The 16022-nt window shown below is 70.6% G+C and carries 12 protein-coding genes and 5 pseudogenes; 15 read left to right on the plus strand and 2 right to left on the minus strand.

The window, feature by feature from the left end; translation table 11 throughout:
• The first annotated feature begins 30 nt into the window (after nucleotides 1–30).
• Together ACFJGX_RS01800 and ACFJGX_RS01805 are read left to right on the plus strand one after the other, a co-directional pair.
• Nucleotides 31–492: an Lrp/AsnC family transcriptional regulator gene (locus ACFJGX_RS01800; protein WP_382162782.1), complete on the plus strand. Its 462-nt coding sequence runs from the start codon at nucleotides 31–33 to the stop codon at nucleotides 490–492.
• A 34-nt stretch (nucleotides 493–526) separates the two neighbouring features.
• Nucleotides 527–2833 carry a molybdopterin guanine dinucleotide-containing S/N-oxide reductase gene (locus ACFJGX_RS01805; RefSeq protein ID WP_382322916.1) on the plus strand — a complete coding sequence of 769 codons (2307 nt, stop codon included), beginning with the start codon at nucleotides 527–529 and terminating at the stop codon, nucleotides 2831–2833.
• 21 nt (nucleotides 2834–2854) lie between these two features.
• Here the strand turns inward: ACFJGX_RS01805 and argP are convergent, their stop codons facing one another.
• Entirely contained in the window at nucleotides 2855–3760 is a 906-nt protein-coding gene (argP, locus tag ACFJGX_RS01810) for an HTH-type transcriptional regulator ArgP (protein WP_382322915.1), read from the minus strand.
• 112 nt (nucleotides 3761–3872) lie between these two features.
• On the opposite strand from argP, the gene ACFJGX_RS01815 reads away from it, so the two are divergent.
• The 4 genes and pseudogenes from ACFJGX_RS01815 (at nucleotide 3873) to ACFJGX_RS01830 (ending at nucleotide 7663) form a co-directional block, all read left to right on the plus strand.
• Entirely contained in the window at nucleotides 3873–4502 is a 630-nt protein-coding gene (locus ACFJGX_RS01815; protein ID WP_382322914.1) for a LysE/ArgO family amino acid transporter, read from the plus strand.
• A 199-nt stretch (nucleotides 4503–4701) separates the two neighbouring features.
• Nucleotides 4702–6196, plus strand: a pseudogene (locus tag ACFJGX_RS01820) (flavin monoamine oxidase family protein).
• Nucleotides 6197–6228: 32 nt separating this feature from the next.
• Nucleotides 6229–6999, plus strand: a pseudogene (locus ACFJGX_RS01825) (carbon-nitrogen hydrolase family protein); the annotation flags it as partial.
• A gap of 64 nt (nucleotides 7000–7063) precedes the next feature.
• Nucleotides 7064–7663 carry a hypothetical protein gene (locus ACFJGX_RS01830; RefSeq protein ID WP_382322912.1) on the plus strand — a complete coding sequence of 200 codons (600 nt, stop codon included), beginning with the start codon at nucleotides 7064–7066 and terminating at the stop codon, nucleotides 7661–7663.
• 44 nt (nucleotides 7664–7707) lie between these two features.
• Here the strand turns inward: ACFJGX_RS01830 and ACFJGX_RS01835 are convergent, their stop codons facing one another.
• Nucleotides 7708–8640, minus strand: coding sequence for a LysR family transcriptional regulator (locus ACFJGX_RS01835; RefSeq protein ID WP_382327619.1), 933 nt, complete (start codon nucleotides 8638–8640; stop codon nucleotides 7708–7710).
• Nucleotides 8641–9007: 367 nt separating this feature from the next.
• Here ACFJGX_RS01835 and ACFJGX_RS01840 point away from each other — a divergent pair.
• From ACFJGX_RS01840 to ACFJGX_RS01880, 9 genes and pseudogenes are all read left to right on the plus strand, one after another.
• Nucleotides 9008–9721: pseudogene (locus ACFJGX_RS01840) on the plus strand (Bug family tripartite tricarboxylate transporter substrate binding protein); the annotation flags it as partial.
• 52 nt (nucleotides 9722–9773) lie between these two features.
• On the plus strand, nucleotides 9774–11147 hold the full coding sequence (locus ACFJGX_RS01845; RefSeq protein WP_382322909.1) for an MmgE/PrpD family protein: 1374 nt from the start codon (nucleotides 9774–9776) through the stop codon (nucleotides 11145–11147).
• Nucleotides 11148–11160: 13 nt separating this feature from the next.
• A complete protein-coding gene (locus ACFJGX_RS01850) occupies nucleotides 11161–12351 on the plus strand; it encodes a CaiB/BaiF CoA transferase family protein (RefSeq protein ID WP_382322908.1) in 1191 nt (396 codons plus the stop codon).
• Nucleotides 12351–13160, plus strand: a complete 810-nt coding sequence (locus tag ACFJGX_RS01855) for an enoyl-CoA hydratase (protein WP_382322907.1) — start codon at nucleotides 12351–12353, stop codon at nucleotides 13158–13160. The genes ACFJGX_RS01850 and ACFJGX_RS01855 overlap by 1 nt, the downstream gene beginning before the upstream one ends.
• 121 nt (nucleotides 13161–13281) lie before the next feature.
• Nucleotides 13282–13443, plus strand: a pseudogene (locus tag ACFJGX_RS01860) (alcohol dehydrogenase catalytic domain-containing protein); the annotation flags it as partial.
• Nucleotides 13444–13714: 271 nt separating this feature from the next.
• Nucleotides 13715–13840, plus strand: a pseudogene (locus ACFJGX_RS01865) (zinc-binding alcohol dehydrogenase); the annotation flags it as partial.
• A gap of 190 nt (nucleotides 13841–14030) precedes the next feature.
• Complete coding sequence (locus tag ACFJGX_RS01870) at nucleotides 14031–14174, plus strand: zinc-binding dehydrogenase (RefSeq protein ID WP_382327621.1); 144 nt, start codon at nucleotides 14031–14033, stop codon at nucleotides 14172–14174.
• Nucleotides 14175–14202: 28 nt separating this feature from the next.
• On the plus strand, nucleotides 14203–15177 hold the full coding sequence (locus ACFJGX_RS01875; RefSeq protein WP_382322906.1) for a Bug family tripartite tricarboxylate transporter substrate binding protein: 975 nt from the start codon (nucleotides 14203–14205) through the stop codon (nucleotides 15175–15177).
• A gap of 1 nt (nucleotide 15178) precedes the next feature.
• Complete coding sequence (locus tag ACFJGX_RS01880; RefSeq protein WP_382322905.1) at nucleotides 15179–15994, plus strand: ABC transporter substrate-binding protein; 816 nt, start codon at nucleotides 15179–15181, stop codon at nucleotides 15992–15994.
• Nucleotides 15995–16022: the final 28 nt, after the last annotated feature.

Consider the following 16022-nt stretch of genomic DNA (forward strand, 5'->3'; position numbering starts at 1 on the left):
CCATTGCCGACCCGACACTCGGAAGCACCCATGGACAAGAAAGACCGAGCCATCCTCGCCCTGCTGCAAACCGATGCGCGGCTGCCCGTCAGCGAGATCGCCGAGCGCGTGAGCCTGTCGACCACCGCCTGCTGGAAGCGCGTGCAGCGCCTGCACGAACAGGGCTACATCCGCCAGCAGGTGTGCCTGCTCGACAGCGCCAAGCTCGGCCTGGGCGTGACGGTGTTCGTGTCCATCAAGACCAGCCACCACGATCTGCAGTGGCTGCGCCGCTTCGCCCTGGGCGTGCGCGACCTGCCCGAGGTGGTCGAGTTCTACCGCATGAGCGGCGACACCGACTACCTGCTCAAGGTGGTGGTGCCCGACATCGCGGGCTTCGACGTCGTCTACAAGAAACTGATCCAGATCGTGGAGCTGTTCGACGTCAGCTCCAGCTTCGCGATGGAAGAGATCAAGTACACCACCGCGCTGCCGCTCAACTACGCCGTCTGACCTCCCGTGCCAGACGCGGCCTCCATTTCCGACCATGCAACACCCGCGCCAGCACTTTCCTTCCCTGTCCCACTGGGGCGCCTTCACCGCCGTGGTCGAGAACGGCCGTGTGGTCGACTGCCTGCCCTTCGCGCGCGACCCGGTCCCCTCGCCCATCCTGCGCTCCATGCCGGGCATGGTGCATTCGCCGCTGCGCATCGCGCGCCCGGCGGTGCGCGAGGGCTGGCTGCGCCAGCGTGAGGGCAGCGACCGCGCCGCGCGCGGCCACGACCGCTTCGTCGAGGTCGACTGGGACACGGCGCTGGACCTGGTGGCCGGCGAACTGGCCCGGGTGCGCGGGCAACACGGCCACGACGCCGTCTTCGGCGGCTCCTACGGCTGGTCGTCGGCCGGCGGCCTGCACCACGCGCGCACGCTCACCCAGCGCTTTCTGCACAGCGGCGGCGGCTGCGTCGGACAAGCCGGCAACTACAGCTGGGGCGCGGCCCAGTTCCTGCTGCCGCACGTGATCGGCACCTACGCCCCCGTGACCGGCCGCGTGACCGACTGGCGCAGCGTGCTGGCCCACACCCGGCTGTTCATCGCCTTCGGCGGCCTGCCGCTGCGCAACACCCAGGTCACCTCCGGCGGCGCGGGCGAACACAGCAGCGCGGCCTGGATCGCCCGGGCCGCCCAGTCCGGCATCGAGTTCGTGGTCGTCAGCCCGACGCGCGCCGACGTCCCCGAGGGCCTGAACGCGCGCTGGATCCCGATCCGGCCCAACACCGACACCGCGCTGATGCTGGGCATGGCCCACACCCTGCTGGCCGAGGACCTGCACGACACCGGCTTCCTGCGCACCCATTGCAACGGCTTCGACGCCTGGGCCCGCTACCTGCGCGGCACGGACGACGGGCAACCCAAGGACGCGGCCTGGGCCGCCGCCCTCTGCGGCGTCGACGCCCTCACCATCGCCGAGCTGGCGCGCAGCGCCGCGCGCCAGCGCACCATGATCAACTGCACCTGGTCGCTGCAGCGCGCGCACCACGGCGAACAGCCTTACTGGGCCAGCATCGCGCTGGCCGCCGTGCTGGGCCAGATCGGCCTGCCCGGCGGCGGATTCGCCTTCGGCCATGGCTCCATCAATGGCGCGGCCACGCCCCGGCCCGATGTCGCCGCCCCCCGGCTCTCGGCCGGCCCCAACCCCATCGGCCGCAGCATCCCGGTGGCGCGGATGGCCGACATGCTGCTGCAGCCCGGCGAGAGCTACGCCTTCAACGGGCGCACCGGCACCTACCCCGACATCGAGCTGGTCTACTGGGCCGGCGGCAACCCGTTCCACCACCACCAGGACCTGAACCGCCTGCTGCGCGCCTGGCAGAAGCCCGAGACCATCGTCGTGCACGACAGCTGGTGGACGCCCACCGCGCGCCGTGCCGACATCGTGCTGCCGGCCACCACCACGCTGGAGCGCAACGACGTCGGGGGCTCTTCGCGCGACCGTTACCTGCTGGCGATGAAGCAGGCGATCGCGCCGGTGGGCCAGAGCCGCAACGACTTCGACATCTACCGCGACCTGGCGGCGCGCGCCGGGCACGAGGCCGCGTTCACCGAGGGCCGCGACGAGGCCGCCTGGGTGCGCGCCCTCTACGACAGCACCGCCGAGAACTGGCGCGCCGCCGGCTTCCCGCTGCCCGATTTCGACCGGTTCTGGGAAGAGGGTGTGGCCGAGCTGCCCGAGCCCGAGCGCGAGATGGTGCTGTTCGAAGCCTTCCGCCAGGACCCGCAGGCCGCGCCCCTGGGCACACCGTCGGGCCGCATCGAGCTGCACTCGAGCGCCATCGCGGGCTTCGGCTACGCGGACTGCCCGCCCCACCCGAGCTGGCTCGCCCCCGCCGAGTGGCTGGGCGCGGACAGCGCGCGCCAGTGGCCGCTGCACCTGATCAGCTCGCAACCGGCCGACAAGCTGCACTCGCAGCTCGATGCCGGGGTCGTCTCGCGCGAGCAGAAGCTGCGCGAGCGCCAGCGCGTTCGACTGAACCCGGACGACGCCCGCGCACGCGGCATCGCCGACGGCGACCTGGTGCGCGTGTTCAACGCCCGCGGCACCTGCCTGGGCGGCGCCACGCTGGACGAGGCCGTGATGCCGGGCGTGGTCGTGATCTCCACCGGCGCCTGGTTCGACAGCGACGGTGGCGAGCCGGAGCGCCACGGCAACCCGAACGTGCTCACGATCGACCTCGGCACCTCGCGCCTGGCCCAGGGCAGCAGCGCCATGACCGCGCTCGTGGACGTGGCGCTCTGGCACGGCGAGGCGGCACCCGTGCGCGCCTTCGAACCGCCGACCCTCACCCCCGCCTGAGCGCCACCGCCGCCCGGGCGCTCAGCCCGGCGCCGCCAGGTGCGCGCGCGCCGCCGCCTTCACCGCTTCGGTCAGTCGCTGCGCCGACAGCGATTCGTGCGCCCAGTGCTGCCAGTACAGCGACACGTCCACCGTGGCGCCGGGCAGGATTTCCTGCAACGCCGGGCGGTTCTGCAGGTGCTGCTCGGGCACCATGCCCCAACCCAGGCCGAGCTCGATCGCGGTCTCGAAGGCCTCCACCGCCGGCGCGAAATGGCGCGGGTAGCGCGGCTGGCGCAGGCCGAAGTGCTGTTCCAGAAAGGCGTCCTGCAGCGCATCCTTGCGGTTGAAGATGATGGCCGGCTGCGCCAGCAGCTTGTGCACCGAGACCGCGCCCTTGGGCGTGCGGCAGCGCTGCACCACGGCCGGCGAGGCCACGCAGTGGTAGCGCATCACGCCCAGCGGCTCGGCCACGCAGCCGCGCATGGCCGTGGACAACGCGGTCACGCAGCCCATCACGTCGCCGCTCTTGAGCGCGCTGTGCGTGTGGTCCTGGTCGTCGATCATGATGTCCAGCAGCAGGTGGTGGCGCCGCAGCAGCGGGGCCACGCCGGGCAGGAACCAGCCCGCCACGGAGTCGGCGTTGATCGCCACCGACAGGCTCTGCCAGCGCACGCCGCCCGGGGCCGGCGCCCCGCCCTGCAGGCCGTCGAGCAGGTCGGCCTCCATCAGCCGCACCTGCTTCACATGGGCCAGCAGCGCCTGCCCGGCCGGGGTGGCGCGCACCTGCTTGCCACGCACCAGCAGGCGCTGGCCCAGCGTGTCCTCCAGCGACTTGATGCGCAGCGACACCGCCGCCAGCGTGAGCGAGAGGGCCTGCGCGGCCGGGCCGAAGCCGCCGTGTTCGACCACGGCGGCCAGGGCGTCGAGTTGGCGGGCGTCCAGCATCATTCACTCAAGTTATTTTCAATCGATCTGAGTTTAAGTTAACTTGATTTAAATGAAGCGGTTTTGCGCGCACACTGCCGGCCATTCACCCGTTTTGGTTTCCGGAGTTCGCATGACCCTCGCCTTTCCCACCTTCACCGCCGGCATGGTGCTGAGCATGTCGCTGATCATGGCGATCGGCCCGCAGAACGCCCACGTGCTGCGCATGGGCCTGCAGCGCCAGCACCTGTGGCTCACCGTGATCACGTGCGCGCTGGCCGACGTGGTGCTCATCGGCCTGGGCGTGCTGGGCCTGGCCCAGCTCGGCGGCCTGTCGGACAAGCTGCTCGGCGCGATGATCGGCGCGGGCGTGCTGTTCCTCGGCGTCTACGGCTGGCAGGCCTTCCAGCGTTTCCTGCGCCCGCGCGCCACGCCCTTCAGCGCCGACGGCGGCCTCACCGCCGAGCCGGTGTCGCCGCGCCAGGCCGTGCTCTCCGCCCTGGCCTTCTCCTTCCTGAACCCGCACGCCTGGCTCGACACCGCCGTGCTGATCGGCACCGCCTCGCTCGCCTACGGCCAGGGCAGCGCCGTCTTCGGCCTGGGCGCGGCCACCGGCTCGCTGGTCTGGTTCATCGCGCTGGGCGCGGCCGCCTTCTGGCTCGGCCGCCGGCTCAACTCCCTGCACGTGTGGCGCGTGCTGGATGGCCTGGTTGCGTTGATGATGTGGGGCACGGCCGCCTGGTTGTTGACCAGCCTGTTCTGACCCCGGAGGTTTCACCATGTCCACCCCCCAACGCGGCGCCGATGCGCCCGTGACCCTGTTCGGACCCGACTTCCCGTTCGCCTTCGACGACTGGATCGCCCACCCGCAAGGCCTGGGCGAACTGCCCGCCGAGCGACTGGGGCAGGAAGTGGCGATCGTCGGCGCCGGCATGGCTGGCATGGTGGCGGCCTACGAGCTGATGAAGCTGGGCTTGAAGCCCGTGGTCTACGAGGCCTCGCGCATGGGCGGGCGGCTGCGCTCGCAGGCCTTCGAAGGTGCGCAGGGCGCGATCGCCGAGCTCGGGGGCATGCGCTTTCCCGCGTCGAGCACCGCTTTCTTCCACTACGTGAACCGGCTCGGTCTCAAGACCCAGCCCTTCCCCAACCCGCTCACGCCCGCCGCCGGCTGCACCGTGATCGACCTCGAAGGCCAGACCCACTGGGGCCGCACCCTGGCCGACCTGCCGCCGCTGTTCGGCGAGGTGGCCGAGGCCTGGGCCCAGGCGCTGGAGGAAGGCGCTGGCTTCACCGGCCTGCAGCAGGCGCTGCGCGAGCGCGACGCGGTGAAGCTCAAGGCCTTGTGGGACCGCCTCGTGCCCCTGTGGGACGACCGCACCTTCTACGACTTCGTCGCCACCTCCAAAGCCTTCTCGCGCCTGCCGTTCCAGCACCGCGAGGTGTTCGGCCAGGTCGGCTTCGGCACCGGCGGCTGGGACTCCGACTTCCCCAACTCCATGCTCGAGATCCTGCGCGTGGTGCTCACCGGCTGCGACGAGAACCAGCACCTCATCGTGGGTGGCGTGCAGCAGGTGCCGCTGGGCCTGTGGCACCACGCGCCCGCCGAAAACGAGCTGCGCCACTGGCCCGCCGGCACCACCCTGGCCAGCCTGCACCACGGCGCGCCGCGCCCCGGCGTCACGGCCATCGCGCGCGCGGCGAGCAACGAACTCGCCGTCACCGACACCTGGGGCAACACGCGCAGCTACCCGGCCGTGCTCACCACCTGCCAGAGCTGGCTGCTGACCACGCAGATCGCGGTGGAAGAGGCGCTGTTCTCGCAGAAGCACTGGATGGCGCTGGACCGCACGCGCTACATGCAGTCGTCCAAGACCTTCGTGATGGTGGACCGCCCGTTCTGGAACGACCTGCGGGCCAATGGTTGGCCTTTGATGGGCATGACCCTCACCGACCGCCTCACGCGCGGCACCTACCTGTTCGACAACGGGCCCGACCAGCCCGGCGTGATCTGCCTGAGCTACGCCTGGATGGGCGATGCGCTCAAGATGCTGCCGCACGGCACCCGAGAAGCGCGTGCAGCTCGCGCTGCAGGCCCTGCAGAAGATCTACCCCGACGTGGACATCGCCAGCCACATCATCGGCGACCCGATCAGCGTCTCCTGGGAGGCCGACCCGCACTTCCTCGGCGCCTTCAAGGGCGCGCTGCCGGGCCACTACCGTTACAACCACCGCATGTACAGCCACTTCATGCAGGACGGCTTCGCGGCCACCGAGCGCGGCATCTTCCTCGCGGGCGACGACGTGTCCTTCACGCCCGCCTGGGTCGAGGGCGCGGTGCAGACCTCGCTGAACGCGGTGTGGGGCATCGTCAAGCACCTGGGCGGCCACACGCACGCGGCCAACCCCGGGCCGGGCGACGTGTTCGCCGAACTCGGGCCCATGGCCCTGCCGGACTGAGCATGGACGACACCCTCACCCTCGCCCTCTGGCAATGCCCCTACGCGGGCAGCCCGTCCCAGGCCCTGGTGCTGCTCGACGCCACCGCCGCGCAGGCGCGCGACCAGGGCGCCGGGCTGCTGCTGTGCCCCGAGATGTCGCTCACCGGCTACCAGATCGGCGCGGCCGGCGTGGCGGCCCTGGCCGAGCCGGCCGACGGCGCGCTCGCGCAGGCCGTGGCCGCCATCGCGCAGCGCCATGGCATCGCCATCGTCTACGGCTACCCCGAGCAGAACGCCGACGGCAAGCCCTGGAACGCGGTGCAGTTCATCGACGCCGACGGCCAGCGCCTCGCGAACTACCGCAAGACCCACCTGTTCGGCGACATCGACCGCGCGCAGTTCAGCCCCGGCCCGCAGGCGCCCGCCGTGTTCGCCTGGCAAGGCTGGCGGCTCGGCCTGCTGATCTGCTACGACATCGAGTTCCCCGAACCCGCGCGCGGCCTCGCGCTGCAGGGCGCCGATGCCGTGCTCGTGCCGACCGCGAACATGATCGACTTCGACCAGGTGCAGCGCGTGCTGCTGCCCGCGCGCGCGCTGGAGAACCGCGTGTTCGTGGCCTACGCCAACGCCTGCGGCCAGGAAGGCCACACCACCTACGGCGGCCTGAGCACGGTCTGCGCGCCGGACGGCGCCGTGATGGACCAGGGTGGGCGCGAGGAAGCCCTGCGCTTCGCCACCCTCGCGCGCGGCGCGCTGGCCGAAGCGCGGCAGCACTCGCAGCTGCGCGACCGGCGCGGCGATCTCCCTTCCGCTTGGAGCTGAACCGAGCGCGGGACCGCGCCCACTGCTTCTGCTTCATCCTTTTTGAAGCGAAAGTGAGCCCCCCGTGCACTCCATCTTTGGTACCGGCCTTCGTCCACAGGCAGCCGTCGATCCCGGCGATCTGGCGCGCCAGGCCATCGCCAACCACGACCTGCCCCAACTCATGTGGCAGCTGGCCCAACAGAACGTCAACCTGAATACGCGGAATGCCCAGGGCGTCACCCTGCTGATGGAGACCGTGAGGCACCGCAACGCCAACGCCCTGTACCTGCTGCTCGCCGACGTGGCGATCCGGTCGATCGAACCCGAACTGATGCACCACGATGACCAGGGCAACACGGTGCTGCACGACATGGCGATGCACCTGCCAGATGCCTGGTTTGACGAACCCTCGGACCAACCGGTGCTCGCGAACCTGCTGGAAGACTTCTTCCACGAATTCCACCTGTTCTTCGACTGGGAACGCCACAACATCCGAGGCCTCACTGCGGTCGAGCTGGCCGAAACGGTGCACAAAGACAACCTTCTCGGCTTCCTGGCGACCTACGAAGTCCCGGGCGTGGACACCTCGGCCAGCAGCGACCTCGAGTCCGACCATTCGTTCCGCAGCGGTTCGGATGGGCCGGGCGATCCGGACGTTGAAGGCCACGGCCTGCTGGTCTGAGAGGCGCCACCCGGACAGCCGCTCGCGTTGAAGCGGCCAGCGCGTCAGCCCACGCCTGAACGCCGAAGGCCGCGCCGCGTCGTGGCGCGGCTGGCCTGCGTGAGCAGGCGCGCGAAGGCCGCCGCCGCCGGCGAGAGGCTGCGCCCGGTGCGCTGCGTCAGACCGATGGTGCGGCTGATGACCGGGTGCTCCAGCGGCACGCCCACGACCGAGGCCGGCTGGTGCGGCAGCGTGAGTTGCGGCACGATCGCCACGCCCAGGCCGTTGTCCACGAAGCCAATCAGCGTGGAGATGTGGCGGAACTCGCACACCGGCCGGGGCAGCGGCGTCACCTCGGCCAGCGCCTGGTCGATCAGCACGCGGTTGCGGCTGGCGTGCGACACCAGCGCGTAGGGGTAGTCCACGATCTCCTCCCAGCGCACCGAGCGGCGCTTGGCCAGCGGGTGCCCGACCGGGCAGGCCAGCACGAAACGCTCCTTCAGCAAGGGTGTGAACGCCACCTCCGGGTCCTGCATGCCGGTGTAGTTGAGCGCGAAGTCGGCTTCGCCGCTCTTCACGCTGGCCAGCACCTCGTCGGCCCCCTCTTCGATGATGCGCACCAGCACGTGCGGGTGCTGGTCGCGAAAACTGCGGATCACGCCGGGCAGGAAATGGTGCACCGCGGAAAACACACAACCCACCGTCACGTCGCCCGCCTCGATGTGGGCCACGTCGTGCAGGTCGACCACCGAGCGGTCCAGGTCGGTGATGACGCTGCGCACCTGGCCCAGAAAGCGCTGGCCCAGCTGCGTGAGTTCCACGCTGCGCGTGGTGCGGTCGAACAGGCGCACGTCCAGCAGCCCCTCCAGGTGCGAGATGCGGCGCGAGAGCGCCGGCTGCGACAGGTGCAGGGCCTTGGCGGCGGCCGCGAAGCTCTGCAGTTCGCCCACGGTGACGAAGGCGCGCAGGTCCGCCAGCGTGGGTTTGAGCGTGCCCATGGGGTGCCTTTCATTCTTGCAAGCAATGCATCAAGACCTCAGAAAGATGCAATTTACAGCAGGTTGTCCCACTGTCAACATGCGCCCACAACGAAGGAGACAAGCCACATGAAACGCCGCCACCTCTTGCAGGCAGCGGGGGCCACCCTGGCCCTGCCGCAGCTCGCCATGGCCCAACAGGCCTACCCCGCGCGCTCCATGCGCTACATCGTCCCGGTGGCGGCCGGCGGCGGCAGCGACATGATCGCCCGCGTGGTCACCGAGCGCTGGGGCAAGCTGCTCAACCAGAACTTCGTCGTGGACAACCAGAGCGGCGGCGGCGGCGTGGTGGCCTGCCAGCTCACCCGCGCGCGCGCCGGCCGACGGCTACACCCTGCTGCAGGGCTACGTCGCCACCCACGGCACCACGCCCGCCACGCGCCGCGTCAGCTACGACGCCGTCACCGACTTCACCCCCATCGGCATGATCGGCGCCACGCCCAACGTGCTGGTGGTCAACAGCAGCGTGCCGGTCAAGGACATCAAGGAATTCATCGACTACGTGAAGCGCCAGCCGGGCAAGCTCAGCTACGGCTCGGCCGGCCAGGGCTCGCTCACCCACCTCACGATGGAGCTGCTCAAGCAGGAGACGGGCATGTTCCTGCTGCACATCCCCTACCGCGGCGTCGCGCCGGCCATGAACGACCTGCTCGGCGGCCAGACCCAGGCCGTCTTCCCCGGCCTGGCCGCGGCCCTGCCGCACCTGCGCTCGGGCCGCATGCGCGCGCTGGCCGTGACCGGCAAGCAGCGCAGCCCGCAACTGAAAGACGTGCCGACCATGGAAGAGGTCGGTTTCAAAGGCTTCGACGCCATGCAGTGGTACGGCGTGGTCGGCCCGGCCGGCATGCCGCCCGACATCGTGCGCCGCCTCAACGAAACCCAGGTCGCCGTGCTCAAGGCGCCCGAGCTGGCCGAGAAGCTCGCGGGCGAGGCGGTGGAGCCGTGGCCCATGACGCCCGAGCAGTTCGGCCAGTACATCAAGGCCGACGTCACGCGCTGGACCGCGCTGGCCAAGGCCCGAAACATCCGCCTGGACGAGTGACGCCCGGCGCCCGCTCTTTCTTTCTCTTCTCCAACCTCAGAGCCCCGAACCCGTGACCCGCAACACCCAAGTCCCCGCCGACCTCACGGCCCCGCCCATCACCACCCTGCTCGCCCGCTTCGTCGCCCGCCACCCCTCGCGCGGCTGGAGCGACGCCGTGGAGCGCGAGGCCCACCGCACCTTCTACAACTGGCTGGGCTGCGCCATCGGCGCGGCGCGGCACGAGGCCGCCGACGCCGCCGTGGCCGCCGTGCAGCTGCTGCAGCCCGCGCCCCAGGCCAGCGTGCTCGGCCGCCGCGAGCAGGTGGACATGGCCAGCGCGGCGCTGGTCAACGGCATCACCTCGCACACCTTCGACTTCGACGACACGCACCTGAAGACCATCATCCACCCCGCCGGCCCGGTGGCCTCGGCCGTGCTGGCCCTGGCCGAGCACCGGGGCAGCAGCGGGCGCGAGGTGCTCGACGCCCTGGTGCTGGGCATCGACGTGGCCTGCCGCATCGGCAACGTGATGTACCCCGACCACTACGACCGCGGCTGGCACATCACCGGCTCCACCGGCATGCTGGGCGCGGCGGCCGGCTGCGCGCGCCTGCTCGGGCTGGACGAGGCGCAGACCGCCATGGCCATCGGCATCGCGGCCTCGCAACCGGTCGGCCTGCGCGAGCAGTTCGGCACCATGACCAAGCCCTTCCACCCCGGCGGCGCGGCGCGCGCCGGCCTCATGTCGGCCCTGCTGGCCAGCCAGGGCTTCACCGCCAGCCCACGCGCGCTCGAGGCACCGCGCGGCTTCGTGCAGGTGGCCTCGGACAAACGCGCCTGGAACGAAGCGACGGACGAACTCGGCGAGCGCTTCGAGATCTCCTTCAACACCTACAAGCCCTTCGCCTGCGGCATCGTCATCCACCCCAGCATCGACGCCTGCGTGCAACTGCGCGACCAGGGTGTGACACCGGATCAGGTGAAGCACATCGAATTGCGCGTGCACTCGCTGGTGCTGGAACTCACCGGCAAGAAGGCGCCGAAGGACGGCCTGCAGGGCAAGTTCAGCGTTTACCACGGCTGCGCGGTGGGCCTGATCCACGGGCGCGCGGGCGAGGAAGAGTTCTCCGACGCGGTCGTCACCGACCCGCAGGTGGTGGCCCTGCGCGACAAGGTGCAGGCCACGGTGGACGACAGCATCGCCGAAGCGGCGGTGCATGTGACGGCCGTGCTGCTCGACGGCCGGCGCGTGGAAGTGCGCGTGGAGGACGCCATCGGCTCGCTGCGCAACCCGCTGTCGGACGCACAGCTGGAAGCGAAATTCCAGGCCCTGGTGGTGCCCGTGCTGGGCGAGGCGAAGGCGCGCGACATCACGGCCGCCTGCGCCTCGCTGGCCTCGCTGCCGGACGTGCGCGCGCTCACCGCGCTGTGCCGCCCGCAGTGACTGGAGGCGCGCCATGCCCCACCTGCCCGCCTCCACCGCCTTGCAGCGCTTTCGCGTCATCGACCTGACCCAGGTGCGCGCCGGCCCCACGGCCTGCCGCCAGCTCGCCGACTGGGGCGCCGACGTGGTCCAGGTGCAGATGCCCGACAGCATGCGCGGCGACGACACGCTCGGCGGCCAGGACGGCTCCGACTACCAGTACACGCACCGCAACAAGCGCTCCATCACGCTCAACCTCAAGACGGACGAAGGCATCGCCACGCTCAAGCGCCTGATCGACGGCGCGGACGTGGTGGTCGAGAACTTCCGGCCCGACGTGAAGTTCCGCCTGGGCATCGACTACGCCTCGCTGGCCGCGAGCAACCCGGGCCTGGTCTACGCCAGCATCTCGGGCTTCGGCCAGACCGGCCCGCTCGCCTCGCGCCCCGGCTTCGACCAGATCGCGCAGGGCATGGGCGGCCTGATGTCCGTCACCGGCACGCCGGGCGACGGCCCGATGCGCGTGGGCATTCCGATCGCCGACCTGTGCGCCGGCATCTTCGCGGCGCAGGGCATCCTGGTCGCGCTGCTGGAGCGCGAAGCCTCAGGGAAAGGCCAGTTCCTGCACACCTCGCTGCTGGAGTCCATGGTCTACATGCTGGACTTCCAGACCTCGCGCTACCTGATCGACGGCGAGGTCGCCACGCAGGCCGGCAACTTCCACCCCACCAGCATCCCCACCGGCGTCTACAAGGCGCGCGACGGCTACATGAACATCGCGGTGTTCGGCTCCAAGATCTGGGAACGCTTCTGCCACATCCTCGGCGCGCCCGAATGGATCACCGACGAGCGTTACCACGACAAACCCTCGCGCTCGGTGAACCGCGACACGCTCAACGCCGAGATCAACCGCCGCCTGGCCGAACACGACCGCAGCCACTGGATCGCGCAACTCAACGACGGCGGCGTGGCCTGCGGCCTGATCAGCAACATGCAGGAAGCGCTGGAAGAACCGCAGGTGCAGCACCTCGGGATGATCAAGGACGTGGTGTCGAAGTGGCAGGGCCCGCAGCGCCTGGTGGGCCAGCCCATGCAGCTGGAGCGCACGCCCAGCACCATCGCGCGCGCCGCGCCGCGCCGGGGCGAACACACCGAAGAAATCCTGGCCGAACTCGGCCTCGGGCCCGAGGACCTCGCCCGCATGAAAGCCGCCGGAGTCTATTAATGACCGATCCCACCTACACCTCCCCCACCGAGCGCGTGCAGACCTGGCTGGACGGGCGCACGCTGTACATCCGCTTCAACAACCCGGCGCGCCACAACGCGCTCTCGGTCGACATGTGGGAGGCCGTGCCGCCGCTGCTGGCCCTGGCCCGCGACGATGACCGCGTGCGCCTGGTCGTGTTCTCCGGCGCGGGCGACAAGGCCTTCGTCTCGGGCGCGGACATCACGCAGTTCGAGGACATGCGCGCCGCGCGCGAGGCCGTCGCCTACTACGAGAAGATGGCCGAGACCACGCTGATGGGCATCCACGACTTCCCCAAGCCCACGCTGGCCTGCATCCGGGGTTACTGCATCGGCGGCGGCGTGAACGTGGCGATCAGCTGCGACCTGCGCATCGCGGCCAGCGACTCGGTGTTCTCCATTCCGGCCGCGCGCCTGGGCCTGGGCTACCGCTATTCCGCCATGAAAAACCTGGTGGACCTGATCGGCCCGGGTGCAGCCAAGGACCTGTTCTTCACCGCGCGGCGCATCGACGCCGCCGAAGCGAAATCGCTCGGCCTGGTCTCGCGGACCTGCGAGCCCGAGGCCCTGCCCGCGCTGCTGGCGGAGTACGCGGGCAGCATCGCCGAGAACGCGCCGCTGACCGTGATGGCCGGCAAGGCGATCACGCGCGAAATCCTCAAGCCCTCGCCCGAACTCGACAGCGCGCTGTGTGCCTCGCTCATCCGCGGCTGCTTCGAAAGCGCCGACTACACCGAAGGCCGCACGGCCTTCATGCAGAAGCGCAAACCCGTGTTCACCGGCCGCTGAGCCACACCAGGAACCCCCCACCATGCAGGCCTACTGGATGCAGATGACCGACACCGCCACCGAGCTCGCCCTGCGCGAGACGCCGGTGCCCACGCCCGGCGCGCGGCAACTGCTGGTGCGCATGCGCGCGGCGGCGCTGAACCGCGGCGAGTTCCTGCTCGGCCATGGCCTGCACGGCGCGCCCGGCACCTGGAAAGCCATCGGCGGCGAAGGCGCGGGCGAGGTGATCGCCGTCGGCGCCGAGGTCACCACCTTCCGACCCGGTGACCGCGTGATGGGCCGCTGCCCGGGTGCCTTCGCCGAGTGCGCGCTGATGGAAGAGATCGAGGCCATGCCCGTGCCGGTGGCGCTCGGCTGGGAACAGGCCGCCGCCGTGCCGCTCACCTTCCTGGTCGCGTTCGACATGCTGGTGCTGCAAGGCCGGCTGCAGGCGGGCGAGTGGCTGCTCATCAACGGCGTGTCCTCCGGCGTGGGCGTGGCCTCGCTGCAGCTGGCGCAAGGCCCTGGGCGCACGCGTCATCGGCACCTCGGGCTCGGCCGACAAGCTCGCGGCGCTGCAGCCGCTGGGTCTGGACGTGGCGCTGCACACCCGCGCGGCGGACTTCGCGCCCGCCGTGCTCAAGGCCACGGACCAGCAGGGCGTGAACCTGGTCATCAACACCGTGGGCGGCACGGTGTTCGCCGAAAGCCTGCGCGCGCTCGCGTTCGAAGGGCGCCTGGCGCACCGTGGGCTATGTGGATGGCGTGGTGCGCGCCGAGATCGACCTCGAAGCCCTGCACGCCAAACGCCTCGTGCTGTTCGGCGTCTCCAACAAATTGCGCACCAAGGAACAGCGGGCGGCCGCGCTGCCGCGTTTCGTGGCCGAGGTCATGCCCCTCATCGCTGCCGGCCGCATCCAGCCGCACATCGACCGGGTGATGGACTTCTCGCAACTCGAGCAAGCCAAGGCGCGCATGGAAGCCGGCGCGCACATCGGAAAAATCGTCCTGCGCATGCCGGCGGACGCGAGCTGAACCACCACCCGCAAGAGGAGACAACCCCGTGAAGCACCGCAAACAATTCGTCCTGGCGCTCGCGCTGGGCACCCTGGCCTCCCTCGGCTGGGCGCAGCCCGCGCCCTACCCGAACAAGCCCATCCGCATCGTGATCGGCTTCGCGCCGGGCGGCGCGGCCGACTACGTGGCGCGCGCCATGAGCGAGTCCTTCAGCAAGGCCCTGGGCCAGACCGTGCTGATCGACAACAAGCCCGGCAACGGCTCCAGCATCGCGGCCGACATCGTGGCCAAGGCCGCGCCCGACGGCTACACGCTGCTGATCGCCAGCCCCAGCGCCATCTCGGTCAACCCCGCGCTCAACCCCAAGCTGACCTACAAGCCCAGCGACCTGCTGCCCGTGGGCAAGATGACCACCTCGCCGCTGGTGCTGGCGGTCAACCCCAGCAGCAGCATCCGCTCCGTGCCCGACCTGATCGCGGCGGCGAAGAAGGACCCCGGCAAGCTCAACTACTCGACCTCGGGCAACGGCTCGGCGCCGCACCTGGGCGCCGCGCTCTTCAGCCTGCTGACCAACACCGAGATGACGCACGTGCCCTACCGGGGCGGCTCCTTCGCCATCACCTCGGTGATGGCCGGCGAGACGCAGCTCACCTTCGGCACCTCGCCCTCGGTGCTGCCCCAGGCCAATGCGGGCAAGCTGCGCGCCATCGCCGTCAGCACGCGCGAACGCTCGCCGCTGGTGCCCGACATGCCCGGCATGCGCGAGGCCGGCCTGCCCGAATACAACCTGGAGTTCTGGTACGGCATGTTCGCGCCCGTGGGCACGCCGCCGGCCACCGTGAAGACCATCCACGACGCGGTGCGCACCGCCATGCAGCAGCCCTCGGTGAAGGCCGCGCTGGAGCGCGAAGGCACCGAGGTCTCGCTCTCCGGCTCGCCCGAGCAGTTCGCCAGCTTCCTGGTGGAGGACGGCAAGTTCTGGGTCAACCTGGTCAAGACCGCCAACGTGAAGGTGGACTGACATGGACCGCTTTCGCCGCACCCTGTGCGCCGCCAGCGCCCTGGCGCTCGCCGGCTGCGCCGCGCCCGGACCCGCCTCGACGCCCCCGCCGGCCGCCGCGATCGCCGAACTCTCGTCCACCGGCAAGCTGCGCGCCGCGATCAATTTCGGCAACCCCATCCTGGCCACGCGCAGCGCCTCGGGCGAGCCGCAGGGCGTGTCGGTCGATCTCGCGCGCGAGGCCGCACGGCGCCTGGGCGTGCCCATCGAACTGGTGCTGTTCAACTCGGCCGGCAACGTGGTGGAGGCGGTCAAGGCGCGGCAGGTGGACCTCGCCTTCGTCGCCATCGACCCGGTCCGCGCGGCCGACATGGAGTACACCGCGCCTTACGTGATCATCGAAGGCGCCTACCTCGTGCGCAACGACTCGCCGCTGCGCCGCAACGAGGACGTGGACCGCGCCGGCACGCGCGTGGTCGTCGGGCGCGGCAGCGCGTACGACCTGTTCCTCACGCGCGAGATCAAGGCCGCCACCCTGGTGCGCGCGCCCACCTCGCCCGCCGTGACGGACCTGTTCCTCGCCGAAAAGCTGGACGTGGCCGCCGGCGTGAAGCAGCAGCTGGAGGCGGACGCGCAGCGCGTGGGCGGCGTGCGCCTGCTGCCCGGGCGCTTCATGGTGATCGAGCAGGCCATGGGCGTGCCCAAGGGCCGCACGGCGGCGCAAGCCTGGCTCAGCGGGTTCATCGGAGAGATGAAGGCCAGCGGCTTCGTGACCCAGGGCCTGCAACGGCACCAGATCCAGGGCGCCGCCGTGGCGCCCGCGCGCGCCAGCCGCTGACCACGGCGAGGCGCCCCTGCGCCGGCTG

Origin of the sequence: Hydrogenophaga sp. UC242_50 (assembly GCF_042697355.1) — a bacterium.
GTDB lineage: Bacteria > Pseudomonadota > Gammaproteobacteria > Burkholderiales > Burkholderiaceae_C > Hydrogenophaga.